Source organism: Streptomyces amritsarensis (assembly GCF_001953875.1).
In the GTDB taxonomy this organism is placed as follows: Bacteria; Actinomycetota; Actinomycetes; order Streptomycetales; family Streptomycetaceae; genus Streptomyces; species Streptomyces amritsarensis.
The window spans coordinates 45,042-61,383 of the sequence record NZ_MQUR01000014.1 but is presented as its reverse complement, the minus strand read 5'-3'; the positions used below and the strand labels follow the sequence as shown (position 1 = coordinate 61,383).

Here is a 16,342-nt window from a genome sequence, read left to right as displayed (position 1 = left end):
GGCCCGGGCCCGCGCGGCCCGTGAGCCGGCCCGCCGCCCGATCGGCCCGTTCGCCGGCCGGAGCTGCTCAGTCCGTGAGTGCCGCCGTGCGGTGGCGCACCACCGATCCGCCGCGCTGCTTGACGATCTCCAGCTGCGCCTGGACGCGGGTGCGCAGGTCGGCGACGTGGCTGACGATGCCGACACTGCGGTCCCGTTCGCGCAGGGAGTCCAGCACGTCGAGCACCTCGTCCAGGGCCTGGTCGTCGAGGCTGCCGAAGCCCTCGTCGATGAACAGGGTGTCGAGGCGGGTGCCGCCCGCCTCGTCGGTGACCACGTCGGCGAGGCCCAGCGCGAGGGACAGCGAGGCGAAGAAGGTCTCGCCGCCGGACAGGGTGGCGGTGTCCCGCTCGCTGCCGGTCCACGCGTCGACCACGTGCAGCCCGAGGCCGGAACGCCCGCGTCCGCCCGCTCGCGCGTCGGAGTGGACCAGGGTGTAGCGGCCGCCGGACATCCGCAGCAGCCGTACCGTCGCGGCGGCGGCCACCTGCTCCAGGCGGGCGGCCAGCACGTAGGCCTCCAGGCGCATCCTGCGCTCGTTGTCGGCGGAGGTGCCCGCGGTCAGTCCGGCCAGCCGGGCCACCCGGTCGTAGTCCTCGCGCAGCGGGCCGAGCGCGCGCAGTTCCTGCTCCATCTGCCGGGAGAGCCGGTCCAGCTCGGTGCAGCGGACCCGGGCCGCGTCGCAGGCGGAGCCTGCGGTACGCAGCTTCGCCGCGGCCGCGGCCGCGTACGCCTCGGCCGCGTCCGGTGCGGCCGGAGGCTGCGCCGCCGCCTCGGCGGTGCCGCTCTCGCCGAGGCGGTCCGCCAGGAGGGCCTCTTCCGCCTGCCAGGTGTCCAACCTGTGTTGGAGCGCGGTGCGTTCGTACTCGGGCAGGACGGCGTCGGCGGCGGCCTCGACGGTGTCGAAGCCGGCCTTGAAGGCGGCGTCGGCCAGCTGGTCGTCGGCCTCTTTCAGCCGGGCGGCCGCCGTCTCGGCCCGGCGCAGGCAGGCCGCGGCCGAGGCGACCATCCGGACCCGGTCCTCCAGGGTCCGGGCACGGGCCGCGACGGTGGGAGCGTCACGCCGCACCAGGGCGAGTTCGGCCTCCAGCGAGGCCTGTTCCCGGTCCAGGGCCTCGCGGCGGGAGGCCCGGGCGGCGGCCCGGGTCTCGGCGTCGAGCCGGTCGGCGCTGCGCGCGGCGTGCTCCCGTTCGGCGCGGGCGAGCTGCTCGCGGGCGGCGTGCAGGCCGGCGGCCGCGGCGTGGGCGGCGGCGTGCCGGGCGCTCAGGTCCGCGGTGAGGGAGAGGAGTTCGGCGGTGGTGGCCTCCCCGGCCGCGGAAGCGGCCTCGGCGCGGGCCTCCCGGGCGGCGGCAAGCCGGCGTTCGACGGCGGAGCGGGCCTGCTCGGCCTGTTCGAAGGCGGCGTGGGCGGCGTCCTCGGCGGCGCGGTCCACGTGGCCGGGGGCGGGGCGGGCCGGAGCGGGGTGCTCCGCGGAGCCGCACACCGTACAGGCCTCCCCGGCCACCAGTGCCTCGGCGAGCTCGGCGGCGATTCCGCGCAGCCGGGCCTCCTTCAGCTGAAGCCAGCTCTCCCGGGCGGCTGCCGACTCCTCGCGCAGGTCGAGCAGTTCGGCCTCGGCGCGTTCCGCTTCGGCCGCGAACTCGTCCCGCCTGCGAGCGGCGCTGAGGTTCATCCGGGCCGGTTCCAGCCGGCCCGCGAGCTGCTCGGCCAGGGTGGCGGCCTGCTGGGCGGCGTCCGCCCGTTCCTGGAGGGCGGTGCGGGTCTCGTCCCAGCGCGCCAGCCACTCGGCGGACTCCTGGTGCTGCTCCTCGGCTGCCCGGGACTCCCGTTCCAGGTCGGCCCGTTCGCGGCCGATCTCGGCGCTGCGCTGCTCGGCGCGGTGGGCGGCGCCGAGCGCGCCGAGCTCCTCGCGCAGCCGCTGCTCGACGGCGGCCAGCTGATCGGCGCCCGCCTCGCGCAGCGGGGGCGGCAGTTCCGCGCGCGCCGCCGTCTCGGCGTGCGCGGCGGCGAGGTGTGCCGAGGAAGCCGCGCCGCGCAGCTCCAGGGCGGGCGCCACCATGGCTGCGCGCCGGGCCCTGTCCAGCAGGGCGCGCACGCGCTCGCGCTCGGGCTCCGCCTCGGCGAGCAGGGCGGCCCGGCGGGCGGTCTCCGCGTGTCGGCGCTGGAGCCGGTCGAGCTCGCGCGCGTCCTCGGCGGCCCGCCGGGCGGCGGCGTGCCGGCCTTCGACGGCGGCCAGGGCGTATTCGGCGACGTCCAGCCTTTCCCGGGCCGAGCAGCGGGCGACGGCCGCCCAGGCGCGGACCGCTCCGGCCAGCCCGGGGTCTCCCGGCTGGTGTCCGGGCAGCGGCCAGGCCCGCAGGTCGGCGCTGTCCCCGGCGGCCTGGGCGAGTCGCTGGGCGGTGTGGAGCACCTTTTCGTCGCCGGCCCGGACCCTGGCCTCGGCGGCCCGGCGCCGCTCCCCGAGCAGGGTTTCGACGGCCGCGAAGCGGCGGGTGTCGAAGAGTCGGCCGAGGAGCCGGCCGCGGGCCGCCTCGTCGGCGCGCAGGAACCGGGCGAACTCCCCCTGCGGCAACAGCACGACCTGGCAGAACTGCTCGCGGCTCATGCCGAGCAGGTGCTCGATCTCCTCGCCGATCTCCTGGTGGGAGCGGCTGAGTGCTGTCCAGCCGTCGCCGGTGTGCTCGCGCAGCCGGCTCTGGGCCTTGTCCTTGGTGGTGCCGGTGCCGCGCTTCTTGGGGCGCTCCTGCTCGGGGCGGCGGGTGATCTCCAGGCGGCGGCCGCCCGCGGTGAGTTCGAGGGTGACCTCGGTCGGGGTGCCGGGGGCGGCGTGGTCGCTGCGCAGGCTGGTGCCGGGGGCCTGGCGGGCGCCGGGCACGGAACCGTAGAGGGCGTAGCAGACGGCGTCGAGCACGGAGGTCTTCCCCGCGCCCGTGGGACCGTGCAGCAGGAAGATCCCGGCGCCGGACAGGGCGTCGAAGTCGATCTCCTGGGGGTCGGCGAACGGCCCGAAGGCGGTGACGGCCAGCCGGTGCAGCCTCATCGGTGGGTCTCCCGGCGGCTGTCGTCGGCGCGGACGTCGTCGAAGGCGCCTTGGAGGACGGCCCGTTCGGCCTCGTCGGGGTGGCCGCCGCCGCGCACGTGGGCGACGAAGTCCTCGGCGATCTGCTGGTCGGTGCGGCCGTGGAGCCGCTGCGCGTAGGAGGCCCCGGTGTCCTCACGACGGCCTTCTGGGTCGAAGGCCAGGGTGAGGGTGTGCGGGAAGCGGGCGGCGAGGCGGGCCATGGGGTCCTCGGGGCGGACCGGGTCGGTGAGGGTGGCCTCCACCCACGCGTCCTCGTGCACGGTGTACGCCGGGTCGTCGAGCAGGTCGTCGATGCGTCCGCGCAGCCTCGCGAGGGCGCGCGGTACGGGGGTGTCGATGCGCTCGGCGGCGGCGATCTCTCCCTGCGCGCCCAGTTCGACGAGCCACATGGTCTTGCGGTGGTCCGCCTCGGAGAAGGAGTAGGCGAGCGGGGAACCGGAGTAGCGGACCCGTTCGTTGATCGTCTGGCAGCCGTGGAGGTGGCCGAGGGCGGCGTAGTCCACCCCGTCGAAGACGGAGGCGGGCACGGCCTCGACGCCGCCGACGCTGATGTCGCGCTCGCTGTCGCTGGCCTGCCCGCCGGTGACGAAGGCGTGCGCCAGGACGACGGAGCGGGTGCCGGGCGGGCGGGTGGCGAGGTCGGCCCGGATCCGGTCCATGGCCGCGCCGAGGACCGCCTCGTGGCTGACCTTCCGTGCGGCGAACTCGTCCTTGACCAGGGCCGGCTCCAGGTACGGCAGCCCGTAGAAGGCCACATCACCGTGTACGTCGGCCAGTACGACGGGGTCGGCGCAGCCGGCCGGGTCGGTCCGCAGGTGGATCCCGGCGCGGCCGATCAGCCCGGCGCCGACGCCGAGGCGGCGGGCGGAGTCGTGGTTGCCGGAGATCATGACGGTGGGCACCCCGAGGTCGGCGAGCCGGTGCAGGGCCCGGTCGTACAGCTCGACGGCGGGCAGCGGGGGCACGGCACGGTCGTAGACGTCGCCGGCGACGAGGACGGCGTCGACCCCGTGCGTGCGGACCGTCTCGACGAGGTGGTCCACGAAGGCGGCCTGGGCGCCGAGCAGGTTCACCCGGTGGAAGGCCCGGCCGAGGTGCCAGTCGGAGGTGTGCAGGAACTTCACTCGCCGGCACCGCCGCACATGCCGTCTCCCCCTGGTCGTCTCCCGCTCGCTGAACCCCACTACGCTAACCCGTCCCCGGGGGCGCTCAGGGCGCGTACGTCTCCCCGCCGAGGGTCAGGGCGGCGCTGCCGGCCGTGGTGTCGGCGAGCCAGGCCTCGAAGGCGGGCAGGTCGGCCTCGGGCAGGGCGACCTCGATCTCCACGGCGGCCCCGTAGCGCAGGTCCACCACGGTCCGGCCGGTGGAGCGCAGGTCGTTCTGCGTCTTGCCGGCCCGCTGGTGGTCGACGGTGACGGTGGCCAGCCGGTAGCGGCGCCGGGTGACGGTGCCGAGCTCGTCGAGGGCCTCGCCGACGACACCGCCGTAGGCGCGTATCAGCCCGCCGGCGCCGAGCTTCACGCCGCCGTAGTAGCGGGTGACGACGGCGACGGCGTAGCGGACGTCGCGGCGCATGAGCATCTGCAGCATGGGCACCCCGGCGGTGCCGCCGGGCTCCCCGTCGTCGCTGGCCTTCTGGACGGCGGCGTCGGCCCCGATGACGTAGGCGTAGCAGTTGTGCGTGGCGGTGGGGTGCTCCTTGCGGATGCGCGCGACGAACTCCTGCGCCTCCTGCTCGGTCGCGGCGGGCGCGAGCGAACACAGGAAGCGCGAGCGGTTGATCTCCGACTCGTGCGCACCCTCACGGGCCACCGTCACGTACTGGTCTGCCTTCACCGCTCCACCCTAGTCCGTGGCCGTGGCGGCCCCGGCCGCCGCTGGTGCAGGGACGGGACCCGAAGCGCAGGCGTCCCCAAGAGCGTCGGCGGGAATCGGACGTGCGGGTTTTCGGTTGTTGCGCCTGACCGGCAGACGACGGCAGACAGCAGCAGGAGGCGGCACGCGTGTACGGCGATCCGGCAACCATCCGCAAGATCCTCACCGAGCTCGGCGACACCTGGGCCGTGGTGGGCCTCTCGAACAACAGGGACCGGGCGGCCTACGGGGTGGCCCGCGTGCTCCAGCAGTACGGCAAGCGCGTGGTTCCCGTGCACCCCAAGGCCGAGACCGTGCACGGCGAGCCGGGCTACGCCTCGCTGGAGGCGATCCCGTTCAAGGTGGACGTGGTGGACGTCTTCGTGAACAGCGAGCTGGCCGGGGCGGTGGCCGACCAGGCGGCCGCCGTCGGCGCCGAGGCCGTCTGGTTCCAGCTCGGCGTGATCGACGAGGCCGCCTTCGACCGGACCCGCGAGGCCGGGCTGACGATGGTCATGGACCGCTGCCCGGCGATCGAGATCCCGGCTCTCTAGTGCTGTGACCGGCAAGGTTCACCGGGTCGCGCCGCCCGGCACGCCGTTGCCGGCCACAGCTCTAGCCGTCCCGGCCCGCGGCCGCACCGCCGTGCGCGTGCGCGGTGGCGGTCGCGGGTACCGGTGCGGAGACGGGCGGGACCGACACCGCGAGGGTCATCTCCATCGGCACGGAGCCTTCGTTGCGGTAGGAGTGCGGGAGGTTGGCCTCGAAGGCGGCCGCGGCCCCGGCGGGGACGCGGAACTCCTCCTCGCCGACCACCAGGGTCAGCTCCCCGGCCGTGACGTGCAGCATCTCGATGGTGCCGGAGGGGTGGGGGACGGAGTCCGTGCCCTCGCCCGGGACCAGGTGCCAGGTCCACAGCTCCATGGGCCCGCGCTCGTCGGTGCCGATCAGCATGGTCGTCGAGCTGCCCGCCTCGCTCGACCAGATCCGCACCACCTGCTCCGGCGCCACGACCCTGACCTGCGGGCCGCGGTCGTAGTCGAGGAGCGCGGAGATGCTGACGCCCAGCGCGTCGGCCAGCCTGACCGTGGTGCCCACACTGGGGTTCGTACGGGCCTGCTCGATCTGGATGATCATCCCGCGGCTCACGCCGGCCCGGGCCGCCAGCGAGTCCAGTGTGAAACCGCGCTCCGCGCGCCACCTCCTGAGGTTCCGGGCGAGCGCCTGGGTGAGCTGTTCGAGATCCGACACCATTCCGTCCAATATCCTGGATGACGCAGTCCAACAGGGTGTACTAACGTGTTCCGTATTCGATGCTGCACTCCGGCGTTCACTGCACTGTACTGCGAGGCCCCCCGATGACCGCCCTCTTCGCCCTGGCCACAGCCGTGCTGTGGGGTCTCGCCGACTTCGGCGGCGGGCTGCTGACCCGCAAGATACCGGCGCTCACAGTGGTGGTCGTCTCGCAGGTCGTCGCCGTCGTCGTGCTCGGCGCCCTGGTCCTCGCCACCGGCGCCTGGCACGAGGCCGACCCCCGACTGTGGTTCGCGGTCGCCGCCGGCGTCGTCGGACCGGTGGCCATGCTCAGCTTCTACAAGGCGCTGGCCCTCGGCCCGATGGGGGTGGTCTCGCCGCTCGGCTCCCTCGGCGTGGTCGTGCCCGTCGCCGCCGGGCTGATGCTGGGCGAGCGGCCCGGCCCGGGCCAGTTCGCCGGCATCGCCGTGGCCGTCGTCGGCATCGTCCTCGCCGGCGGCCCCGAGCTGCGCGGCGCCCCCGTCCAGCGGCAGGCCGTGGTCCTCACCCTGGTCGCGGCCTTCGGCTTCGGTGCGGTGATGGCCCTGATCGCGCAGGCCTCCACCACCATCACCGGGCTCTTCCTCGCCCTGTTCGTCCAGCGGGTCACCAACGTCGCCGTCGGCGGCGCCGCCCTCTGGGCGCAGTCCCGGCGCGGTGTCCCCGCCCTCCCGGAGGGCACCGGCCCGCGCATCCTGTGGGGGCTGCTGCCCGCGCTGGCCTTCGTCGGCCTGGCCGACGTCGCGGCGAACGGCACGTACTCCGTCGCCGCCCAGAACGGCCCGGTCACCATGGCCGCCGTACTGTCCTCGCTCTACCCGGTGATCACCGCGCTCGCCGCCTTCGCCGTCCTCAAGGAGCGGCTGCGCACCGTCCAGGCGGCGGGTGCCGGCCTGGCCCTCGCGGGAACGGTACTGCTCGCCGCCGGCTGAGCGGTCCCCCGCGGGGCCCTACCTCTCGGCCTCGGCCAGCTCGCCCCCGGCGCACTCGGCCTCCGCCCGCCCGGTCCCGGCACGCTCTACCTCGGCCGACTCGCCCGCGGCGCGCTCGGCCTGCGCCCGCCCGGCCTGCGCACGCTCGCCCGCGGCTCGCTCCACCTCGGCCAGTTCCGCCTCGGTCAGCTCGGCCAGGACCCGCAGTTGCTCCGGGGTCGTCCCGTCGGGGATCGGCACGGGCGCCGGAGTCCGCAGCGGCGGCTGCCAGCCCGTCTCCGGCGTCCAGCGCCGCACGATCCGCGCCGGCGCCCCCGCCACCACGGCGTGATCGGGCACCTCGCCCCGTACGACGGCCCCCGCGGCCACCACGACGTTGCGGCCCAGCCGTGCACCCGGCAGGATCACCGAGCCGGTGCCGAGCCAGCAGCCGGGGCCGATCTCCACCGGCGCGCTGCGCGGCCACTGCCGTCCGACGGGCTCGTGCGGATCGTCGTAGCTGTGGTTCGTGGACGTGATGTAGACGCCGGGCCCGCAGAAGGTGTTCGACTCGATCGTGATGCGGGCGTCCGCGATGACGTGGCTGTCCCGGCCGATGACCACGCCGTCGCCGAGCACCAGCATCGGCTCCGCGCCCAGGTCGAGGTCCGGCATCATGCCGGCGGTGAGGGTGACCTGCTCGCCGATGATGCAGTGCGCGCCGAGCCGGATCCACCGCTCGCCGAAGACCGTGCCCTGCGGGAAGGCGAGCCGGGTGCCGTCCCCGATCGCGCCGAACCGCAGCCGGCCCGGAGTCTGCGCGGTCACGGCCCCGGCCTGCTGCATCCAGCGCCAGCCGGTGTGGACCACGCGGCTCGCCAGCCGGCGGCGCAGGGCCGCCACGGATGAGAACGTGTTCTGTTTCTTCGGCACCCGGCCACGGTAATGCGCCGCGCCCCGGTCGTCCGGACGGCGATCCTGTGATCTTCACCCCATCGCGGGCACGGCGGGCCGTGTGCCCTACCGTGCTGTTGGCGCGGCACCAGGACGACAGACCAGAGGAAGAGAACATGACGCACCAGGCGGCCCAGGCACTCGTGGCGGGTGTCGGCGGAAAGACCCCGGACATCCACCCCACGGCCTTCACCGCGCCCACCTCGGTCGCGGTCGGCGACGTGACCCTCGCCGCCGGCTCCAGCATCTGGTACTCGGCGGTGCTGCGCGCCGACTGCGGCCCGATCACGCTCGGCGCCGACAGCAACGTGCAGGACAACTGCACGCTCCACGTGGACCCGGGCTTCCCGGTGTCCATCGGCGAGCGCGTCTCCATCGGCCACAACGCCGTCGTGCACGGCTGCACCGTCGAGGACGACTGCCTGATCGGAATGGGCGCCACCGTCCTGAACGGCGCGGTGATCGGCGCCGGTTCCCTGGTCGCCGCGCAGGCGCTGGTCCCGCAGGGCATGGTCGTCCCGCCCGGCTCGCTGGTCGCGGGCGTCCCCGCGAAGGTGCGGCGCGAGCTGACGGAGGAGGAGCGCGAGCACATCCGCGTCAACGCCCTGATGTACGTGGAGCTGGCCAAGCAGCACCGCGCCTCGGTCACCCCCTGAGAACCAGGGGTTCCGGCGGTCGGGCGGCCGGGGCCGCAGGCTCCGCCGCCGTCACTCGCCCACGGCGGCGCGGGCCGCCGGCTGCGCGGGGAGCTCCGCGCCGGCCGGCCCGGCGGCCTCGGCCGCCTTCTTCATCCGGTTGCGCATCACCAGGGTCACCACGAGCCCGAAGGCCACGGCGAGACCCAGGGCCAGCCAGGAGAACCGCTTCAGCCAGGGCTCCGCGACGATGCCGACCGAGTAGATGACGGCGGTGGTCCCGCCAGCCCACAGGATCCCGCCGAGGACGTTGGCGACGAGGAACCGCCAGTACGGCATGTGCAGCACGCCCGCGAGCGGCCCGGCGAAGATCCGCAGCAGCGCCACGAACCGGCCGAAGAAGACTGCCCACATGCCCCACTTGTCGAAGGAGCGTTCCGCCAGGGCCACTTGCCGGGGTCCGAAGTGCTTCGGGAAGCGCCGGCCCAGCCGCTCCAGCAGCGGCTTGCCGCCCCTGCGTCCGATGGCGTAGCCGATGGAGTCGCCCACGATGGCGCCGGTGATCGCGCAGAGCCCCAGTACCACGGGGTCGATCTCCCCGTGCTGCGAGGCCAGGAGCGCCGAGCTGACCAGGATGATCTCGCCGGGCAGCGGGATGCCGAGGCTCTCCAGGCCGATGACCAGGCCCACCAGGAGATAGATGCTGACCGCCGGAATCGTCTCCAGCCATTCCTGGATGTGCACCGGTGCGTCCTCCCGAATCGTCCCCGGCGCACCTCCTGTGGCACGCCGAACCGGCAGCCTAGCGGCTCCTCAGGACGACCTTTGACCTCAGCGGCAGTTCCCGTGAGGAACGTCCCGCGAACACCTCGCGGCGGCCGGGGCCGAGCACCCAGGCGTGCTTGTCCGGGTCCCACGACGACAGCGTCCGGGCGTCGATGTCGATGGTGACGCGCTGCGCCGCGCCCGGCGCGAGGGTGATCCGCCGGTAGCCGGCGAGCGCGCGCACCGGCTGGTCGAGCCGCAGCTCATCGGACGGGCCCACGTACACCTGGGCCACGTCCGTGCCCTTGCGCCGGCCGGTGTTGCGGACCGTGAACTCCACGCGCAGCCCGCTGTGCTGCGGCCGGACCGTGAGCTTCTCGTACTGCCAGGTGGTGTAGGACAGGCCGTGACCGAAGGGGAAGAGGGGGGTCTCCCGCTCGGTGTCGTACCAGCGGTGGCCCACGTGGACGCCCTCCGCGTACTGTTGCCGGCCGCCCACCCCCGGGTAGCGCGACGGGTCCGAGCCGACCGGGGTCTTCCGCTCGTCCGCCGGGAAGGTCTGGGTGAGGCGCCCCCCGGGGTCCACGTCGCCGAAGAGGATGTCGGCGGTGGCTCCGGCGCCCTCCTGCCCCGGGTAGTACATCTGGAGGACCGCTCCGGTACGGGGCAGCCACGGCATGGTGGTGGCGGACGAGGTGTTGAGCACGACGGTCGTACGGGGGTTCGCGGCGGCCACCGCCTCGATCAGCCGCTCCTGCCCGCCGGGGAGCGCCAGGGAGGGGCGGTCCCTGCCCTCGGTGGAGTCCTCGTGGGCGAACAGGACCACGCTGCGGGCCGCCTTCGCGGTCCGCACGGCCTCGGCGAGGTCCGCGGCGCGGATCGCCCCGGTGATGTGCCGCAGGCGCAGCCGCTGGCCCTTGTCCCCGCCGGCGGCGGTCACGGCGAGCCGGTGGGTGCCCGCCTTGAGCGTGCGGGTGCGGCGGCGCACGGCCATCCCGTCGGGTGCGGAGCCGAGCAGTCCGCCCGCGTAGTGCTCGGCCACGCCCTGTTGGAGGGGGAACAGCTCCTCCCCGTCGAGGCGTACACCGGGCCGCTTCCCGGTGTAGTGGACCAGCAGCGTCCACTCGTCGTCCGCCGCCAGGCGGAACTCGCCCTCGTACGTCCAGACGCGCCCCGGGCCGACCTCGCGGGCCTCCAGGTCCGCGGCCGGGGTCAGCAGCTTCGCCGGGAGCGGCCGGCCGTACAGGTCCTCGCCGAGGGCGTGGTGCACGGCCCCGCCGTTCCCGGCCCGCTTCCGGATGGCGGTGAGGGGGGCGGTCGCGCCGTCGGGGACCACGTGCGAGCTGCCTCCGCCGCCGGTGAAGGGCACCTGGGCGGTGGGGCCGATCACCGCGATCGAGCGGGCCGCGGCCCCGGTCAGCGGCAGGGTGCCGTGTTCGTTGCGCAGCAGCACCGCCCCGGCCGTGGCCACCTTGCGGGCGACCCGGGCCCCGGCCGCGGCGTCGCGCGGGGGCCGGGCGGGCTGCCGGGCGGCGAGCAGCCCGAAGCGGTCCATCGTGGTCAGGATCCGGTGGACGGCCTGGTCCACGGCGGCCTCCGGCACGGAGCCGCCGCGCACCGCCTCGCGCAGCGGCTCGCCGAAGTGCGTGCCGCCGGGCATCTCCATGTCGAGGCCGGCGCGGATGGCGGCGACGGTGCTGTGGGCGGCTCCCCAGTCGGAGAGCACCCAGCCGTCGAATCCCCAGCCTTCCCTGAGGAGTTCGTCGAGCAGGGTCCTGCTCTCGCAGGCGTGGACGCCGTTGACCTTGTTGCAGGCGCCCATGACGGCGCCCGCGCCGGCGGCCACGGCGGCCTCGAAGCCGCGCAGCTCGGTCTCGCGCAGGGTCTGCTCGCCGACGGTCACGTCGACGGTGTCGCGGCCCTGTTCCTGGTTGTTGAGGGCGAAGTGTTTGACGGCGGCGACGAGCCCCTCGTCCTGGATCCCGCGGACCAGCTCGCCGACCAGGTCGGCGGTCAGGTGCGGGTCCTCGGAGAGGGTTTCGAAGTTGCGGCCGGCGTAAGGGGTGCGGATGAGGTTGGCCATGGGGGCCAGTACGACGTCCTGGCCGAGGGCCCGGCCCTCGCGGCCGATGACGCGTCCGTACTCGCGGGCCAGTGCCGGATCGAAGGCGGAGGCGAGCAGCACCGGCGCGGGCAGTGCGGTGGCGGGCCGGTCGACCCGTACCCCGGCGGGGCCGTCGGCCAGCCGCAGGGCCGGGATGCCCAGCCGTGGTACGCCGGGCACGTACCCGGCCTGGCCCCGGGAGGCGGGGTCGGGGGCCCCGTGCAGCAGGGCGGTCTTCTCCTCGAAGGTGAGCCGCTCCAGCAGGGCGTCGATCCGGGCGGCGCCACCGGTGCCGGTGCCGGTCCCGCTGCCGGCGGCGGGTGCGCCCGGCGCGCCGCTCGCGGCCCCCCGGGGGACGGCTCCGGGCGGCGGTACGGCGGGAGCGCAGCCGCCGGCTCCGAGGCCGGCGCCGACCGCGCCCGCCGCCGCGATGAGCCGCATCGCCGAACGTCTGGACACGTCCTCGCTCATGGGTGCTCCCTGCGGCGTGGGTCGGCGGGAGCGGCCCGCGCCGGACCGCTCCCCGTGCCACTGTGCGCGGCGGGCCGGCGGGACCGGGCCGGACGCGCCACCGGGGGCGCCCAGGTTCAGCCCTCCGGCAGGGGCGGCAGGCCGTCGGTGGTGCGCCCGGGCTCGTCCTGGCGCTGGATGCGCGCCTCGCCTGCGCTGCCCGCGCGTGATGCAGTCCCGTACGCCGGCCTCCACCGCGTCCCGCGGGGAGCCGGCCGCGGCGAGCACCGTCGCCTGCACCGTGAGCTCGGCGTCGAGGCCGATGTCGGCCTCGGTGGCGCCGTCGGCAGAACGTGCCCGGCGCCCCGGGGGGCGGCGGGCACGTACCGGGCGGGACGTTACGCGTTCGGGCGCAGCGTCCAGACGACCGTCATCTCGCCGGTCACGGCCTCGTCCTCGCGCTGGATGGCGATGGTGACCGGGAACTCGGGGCGGCCGCCCGCGTCGAGTTCGGCCACGACCTCCGCGGCCGGGCGGCCGAGGGTGGCGGTGGCGGTGACGACGCCCTTGGCGAGCTTCTTGTAGCCGATCTCGGCCTTCACGGCGAGGGGCACGGCCCGGGAGAGCTGGTCGCCGAAGGCGGCGAGGACGATGGCGCCGCTCGCGGACTCGGCGAGGGTGAACATGGCGCCGGCGTGCGGGCCGCCGACGTGGTTGTGGTAGTCGGGCTGGTCCGGGAGGCGGACGACCGCACGCTCGGGGGTGGTCTCCAGGAACTCGAGGTTCAGGGTCCGGGCCATCGGCACGGTCGCGGCGAGCAGTTCGCCCACGTTCATCTGATCTGCGCTCATGAAACGCGATGTTACCCGCGAGTAGACAGGATTGGCCAGAGCTCTTCGGGGGGCGGCCGTGGCTGCCGGAGACCGCTCCCACTATCGTTACCGGCCATGTGGCCAGGACAGCAGCAGCCGCCCGGGGGCGAACAGAACCCCCAGGACGCGCATCAGAACCCGTACGCGCAGCCGCCGGGACAGCCGGCGCAGCCGAACCCGTACCAGCAGCCGGGTTACGGATACCCGCAGCAGCCCGGCTACCCGCAGCAACCGGGCTACCAGCAGCCCCCGACCGTACCGGGCCAGCCCTGGGGCCAGTCCCAGGCTCCCCAGCAGCCCCAGCCCTCCGGCGGAAGCCCGTACTCGACGAAGACGGTGGCCATCGTCGCGGCCGCCGCGGTGGTCGTGGCGGCCGCCGCGACCGGCGCGTACGTCCTGACCCGGGACGACAAGAACACCGAGGCCGACGGCAAGCCGGCCACGAGCTCCTCCGCACCCGTCGAGGCGCCCGCCCCGGCCGGCAGCAGCGCCAACCCGCGGGCCGGCGGCGCCATGCAGCCCGTCATCCCGGGCTGGAAGGTCGTCACCAACACGAAGTACAACGTCGCCTACGACGTGCCCCCGGAGTGGAACGTCAACGACCCCGGCGTCTCCCTCTTCTACGACGACGAGGTCAAGAACGACGGCAAGCCGGTCATCACCATGTCCGGCACCGCCACCCTCAAGCGGGAGTGGTGCACGGTCGACAAGGACGCCGACGGCAACCTCGAGAAATTCTCGATCGCGGACTCCGGCGTCAAGGGGGCCCAGGGCGCCAAGGACACCGCCCAGGCCGCGACCGACAACACCGGCACGTGGGTGTGGGCCGGCTTCGCCCAGAAGGAGCCCAAGGGGACGGTCAAGGTGACCGACCCCAAGGAGTTCACGACGTCCTCCGGGATCAAGGGCCACATGGTCGTCGCGACCGCGCCGAACGTGAAGAAGGAGCACAAGTGCTCCACCGACGGCAAGGCGGTCGGCTTCGCCTTCAAGAACGCCGCCGGTGACTTCGCCAGCTTCGCCCTGGTCACCGCGGCCGGTGTGAAGGAAGAGGTCCCCACGGACATCTCCGACAAGATCCTCAGCTCCATCCGGCTCACCACCGGATGATCTCCGGCTGAACCGACCCGCCCCGGACCGGTCATCCAATTGGATTTCTCGGCCCGGGGCGGGGATAGTCCCGGGGTGAGCTCTCCCCCCGACGCACCGCACCGCACACCCGCGCCCCGCTCCCGCCGCAGCCGGCCGGAGTGGGCCGGCCGCAACTACACCCTGCTCACGGGTGCGGCGGTGGTCACGAACCTCGGCAGTCACGGGGCGCTCATCGCCTCCGCGTTCGCCGTCCTGGAAGCCGGCGGCTCGGGCGGCGACGTGGGCCTGGTCGCGGCCGCCCGCACGCTGCCGCTCGTCCTCTTCCTGCTCGTCGGCGGCGCCGTGGCCGACCGGCTGCCGCGCCACCGCGTGATGGTCGCCGCCAACGCCCTGAACTGCCTCTCGCAAGGCCTCTTCGCACTGCTCGTCCTCACCGGCGACCCGCAGCTGTGGCAGATGATGCTGCTGACGGCCCTGTGCGGCACCGGTACGGCCTTCTTCAACCCGGCGGCCGAGGGCATGCTGCTCTCCACGGTCTCCGGCGAACACGCCAACCGCGCCTTCGCCCTCTTCCGCATGGCCATGAACGGCGCCGGCATCGGCGGAGCGGCCCTCGGCGGGGCGATGATCGCCGCGATGGGACCGGGCTGGGTGCTGGCCGTCGACGCCGCCGCGTTCGCGATCGCCGGGGCGCTGCGCGCCTTCCTCGATGTCGGCGACACGCCCGACCGGGCCCCCGGCGGCGGTCTGCTGGCCGATCTGCGGGAGGGCTGGGTGGAGTTCCGCACCCGGCCCTGGCTGTGGAGCATCGTGCTCCAGTTCTCCGTCGTCGTCGCCGTCGTCGGCGCCGCCGAGGCGGTCTACGGCCCGCTGGTGGCCCGGGACCGGCTGGGCGGGCCGGCGCCCTGGGGCCTGGCCCTGGCACTGTTCGGCGTCGGCACCATCGCCGGAGCCGTCCTGATGGTCGCGTGGAAGCCGCGACGGCTGCTGCTGGTCGGGACGCTGTGCGTGTTCCCGCTGGCGCTGCCGTCGGCCGGGCTGGCCGTGCCGCTGCCCGTGTGGGGGCTGTGCGCGGTGATGTTCGTCAGCGGAGCCGCCATCGAGGTCTTCGGCGTGAACTGGATGACGACGATGCACCAGGAGATCCCGGAGGAGAAGTTCTCCCGGGTCTCCGCGTACGACTGGTTCGGCTCGGTGTCGATGCTCCCGCTGGCCACGGCCCTGGCCGGGCCGGTCGAATCGGCCTTCGGGCGCACCGAGGCCCTGTGGGGCTGCGCGGCCCTGGTCGTCCTGGTGACGGCTCTGGTCCTGCTGGTCCCGGACGTGCGCCGCATGACGCGGAAGGCCTCCGTCCACCACAGCGGTGGTCCCGTCGGCTCCGACCCCGCCGCCGCCTCGAAGGCACCGGCGTCCTCCGCCGGCCTCACCCCAGGCTGAAGGCGCCCTCCGGCGGCGCCGGCGAGGGGGCCGCGTCCGCGTCGCAGACGGGTGCCGCTCCCCTGACGAAGCGGGCCAGGCCGTCGCCGTACTCCACCCTGGCGGGAAAGGCATCCGACGCGCACCGCCGGGCGAGCGCGCCCACGTCCAGCGGGGCGTCGCAGGCCAGCAGCACGGCGTTCCCGAAGCGCCGGCCCCTCAGCACGGACGGCTCGGCGACGAGGGCGAGCTGCGCGAAGGCGGCGGCGAAGTTCGCCAGTTGCGTCCGCAGGAAGTCGAACGGCGCCCCGTCCGCCAGGTTCGCCGCGTACAGCCCGCCGGGCCGCAGCACCCGGGCGGCCTCCCGCGCGTACTCCAGCGAGGTCAGCTGCGCCGGCACCCGCGAGCCGCCGAACACGTCGGCCACCACCACGTCCGCGCTGCCCGCGGGCGCCGCCTCCAGCCACGCCCGGGCGTCGGCGGTGTGCACGGTGATCCCGGCCCCCTCCGGCAGCGGCAGGTGCTCGGCGACCAGCTCGACCAGGCCCGCGTCGAACTCCACCACCGACTGCCGGGATCCGGCCCGGGTGGCCGCGGCGTAGCGGGGCAGGGTGAGCGCGCCGCCGCCCAGGTGCAGGAGGTCCAGCGGCAGCCCGGGCTCCGCGGCGCAGTCCAGGACGTGCGCGAGGCGGCGTACGTACTCGAATTCCAGGTGCTGCGGATCGTCCAGGTCCACATAGGACTGCGGGGCTCCGTCGACGGTCAGCAGCCAGGCCCGTTCCCCGTCGACGTCCGGCATCAGCTTGGCGGTGCCCTGGCCCACGTCCCGTATCACCGGGATCCGTTCGTCGCTCACCGCTCCATTGTCCGGCAGG

14 protein-coding genes are annotated in these 16,342 nt (G+C 74.7%); 5 read left to right on the top strand and 9 right to left on the bottom strand.

From position 1 onward, the window contains the following. Positions 1–67 precede the first annotated feature (67 nt). The 3 genes from AVW11_RS09095 to AVW11_RS09085 all read right to left on the bottom strand — a co-directional run bounded on the left by AVW11_RS09095 (position 68) and on the right by AVW11_RS09085 (position 4,957). A complete protein-coding gene (locus tag AVW11_RS09095; RefSeq protein ID WP_076043716.1) occupies positions 68–3,079 on the bottom strand; it encodes an AAA family ATPase in 3,012 nt (1,003 codons plus the stop codon). After that, positions 3,076–4,245: an exonuclease SbcCD subunit D gene (locus tag AVW11_RS09090; RefSeq protein ID WP_076043715.1), complete on the bottom strand. Its 1,170-nt coding sequence runs from the start codon at positions 4,243–4,245 to the stop codon at positions 3,076–3,078. The genes AVW11_RS09095 and AVW11_RS09090 overlap by 4 nt, the downstream gene beginning before the upstream one ends. An 85-nt stretch (positions 4,246–4,330) precedes the next feature. Then, the gene (locus tag AVW11_RS09085) at positions 4,331–4,957 is read right to left on the bottom strand and encodes a YigZ family protein (protein ID WP_030841978.1); all 627 of its coding nucleotides are present in this window, start codon (positions 4,955–4,957) and stop codon (positions 4,331–4,333) included. A gap of 167 nt (positions 4,958–5,124) precedes the next feature. Between AVW11_RS09085 and AVW11_RS09080 the strand changes: the two genes are divergently transcribed. Continuing rightward, complete coding sequence (locus tag AVW11_RS09080; RefSeq protein WP_030841981.1) at positions 5,125–5,529, top strand: CoA-binding protein; 405 nt, start codon at positions 5,125–5,127, stop codon at positions 5,527–5,529. 61 nt (positions 5,530–5,590) lie between these two features. Here AVW11_RS09080 and AVW11_RS09075 read toward each other — a convergent pair whose 3' ends face one another. Next, positions 5,591–6,226 (bottom strand): helix-turn-helix domain-containing protein, encoded by a 636-nt coding sequence (locus AVW11_RS09075; protein WP_079250568.1) that lies wholly within the window; start codon positions 6,224–6,226, stop codon positions 5,591–5,593. Positions 6,227–6,333: 107 nt separating this feature from the next. Between AVW11_RS09075 and AVW11_RS09070 the strand changes: the two genes are divergently transcribed. After that, positions 6,334–7,200 (top strand): DMT family transporter, encoded by an 867-nt coding sequence (locus AVW11_RS09070; RefSeq protein WP_030841987.1) that lies wholly within the window; start codon positions 6,334–6,336, stop codon positions 7,198–7,200. An 18-nt stretch (positions 7,201–7,218) separates the two neighbouring features. Here AVW11_RS09070 and AVW11_RS09065 read toward each other — a convergent pair whose 3' ends face one another. After that, on the bottom strand, positions 7,219–8,112 hold the full coding sequence (locus AVW11_RS09065; RefSeq protein WP_078093778.1) for an acyltransferase: 894 nt from the start codon (positions 8,110–8,112) through the stop codon (positions 7,219–7,221). 137 nt (positions 8,113–8,249) lie between these two features. Between AVW11_RS09065 and AVW11_RS09060 the strand changes: the two genes are divergently transcribed. Then, a complete protein-coding gene (locus tag AVW11_RS09060; protein WP_076043714.1) occupies positions 8,250–8,789 on the top strand; it encodes a gamma carbonic anhydrase family protein in 540 nt (179 codons plus the stop codon). Positions 8,790–8,840: 51 nt separating this feature from the next. Here the strand turns inward: AVW11_RS09060 and AVW11_RS09055 are convergent, their stop codons facing one another. The 3 genes from AVW11_RS09055 to AVW11_RS09045 form a co-directional block, all read right to left on the bottom strand. Next, a complete protein-coding gene (locus tag AVW11_RS09055) occupies positions 8,841–9,512 on the bottom strand; it encodes a DedA family protein (protein ID WP_060179355.1) in 672 nt (223 codons plus the stop codon). A 58-nt stretch (positions 9,513–9,570) separates the two neighbouring features. After that, a complete protein-coding gene (locus AVW11_RS09050; protein WP_076043713.1) occupies positions 9,571–12,108 on the bottom strand; it encodes a glycoside hydrolase family 3 C-terminal domain-containing protein in 2,538 nt (845 codons plus the stop codon). Positions 12,109–12,485: 377 nt separating this feature from the next. Continuing rightward, positions 12,486–12,938 carry a DUF4442 domain-containing protein gene (locus tag AVW11_RS09045; RefSeq protein ID WP_173429180.1) on the bottom strand — a complete coding sequence of 151 codons (453 nt, stop codon included), beginning with the start codon at positions 12,936–12,938 and terminating at the stop codon, positions 12,486–12,488. 96 nt (positions 12,939–13,034) lie between these two features. On the opposite strand from AVW11_RS09045, the gene AVW11_RS09040 reads away from it, so the two are divergent. Then, positions 13,035–14,069 carry a DUF8017 domain-containing protein gene (locus tag AVW11_RS09040; RefSeq protein ID WP_076043712.1) on the top strand — a complete coding sequence of 345 codons (1,035 nt, stop codon included), beginning with the start codon at positions 13,035–13,037 and terminating at the stop codon, positions 14,067–14,069. 75 nt (positions 14,070–14,144) lie between these two features. Further along, the gene (locus AVW11_RS09035; protein WP_060179359.1) at positions 14,145–15,488 is read left to right on the top strand and encodes an MFS transporter; all 1,344 of its coding nucleotides are present in this window, start codon (positions 14,145–14,147) and stop codon (positions 15,486–15,488) included. Here the strand turns inward: AVW11_RS09035 and AVW11_RS09030 are convergent. Continuing rightward, complete coding sequence (locus AVW11_RS09030) at positions 15,475–16,266, bottom strand: spermidine synthase (RefSeq protein ID WP_199838220.1); 792 nt, start codon at positions 16,264–16,266, stop codon at positions 15,475–15,477. The two genes, AVW11_RS09035 and AVW11_RS09030, sit on opposite strands and share 14 nt — an antisense overlap. Between the last annotated feature and the right edge of the window lie 76 nt (positions 16,267–16,342).

Excerpts from the sequence above, each read along its gene's own strand:
- AVW11_RS09060 (WP_076043714.1), top strand. The coding sequence starts at position 8,250 with ATGACGCACCAGGCGGCCCAGGCACTCGTGGCGGGTGTCGGCGGAAAG.
- AVW11_RS09040 (WP_076043712.1), top strand. The coding sequence starts at position 13,035 with ATGTGGCCAGGACAGCAGCAGCCGCCCGGGGGCGAACAGAACCCCCAG.
- AVW11_RS09030 (WP_199838220.1), bottom strand. The coding sequence starts at position 16,266 with ATGCCGGACGTCGACGGGGAACGGGCCTGGCTGCTGACCGTCGACGGA.
- AVW11_RS09095 (WP_076043716.1), bottom strand. The coding sequence starts at position 3,079 with ATGAGGCTGCACCGGCTGGCCGTCACCGCCTTCGGGCCGTTCGCCGAC.
- AVW11_RS09070 (WP_030841987.1), top strand. The coding sequence starts at position 6,334 with ATGACCGCCCTCTTCGCCCTGGCCACAGCCGTGCTGTGGGGTCTCGCC.
- AVW11_RS09050 (WP_076043713.1), bottom strand. The coding sequence starts at position 12,108 with ATGAGCGAGGACGTGTCCAGACGTTCGGCGATGCGGCTCATCGCGGCG.
- AVW11_RS09045 (WP_173429180.1), bottom strand. The coding sequence starts at position 12,938 with ATGAGCGCAGATCAGATGAACGTGGGCGAACTGCTCGCCGCGACCGTG.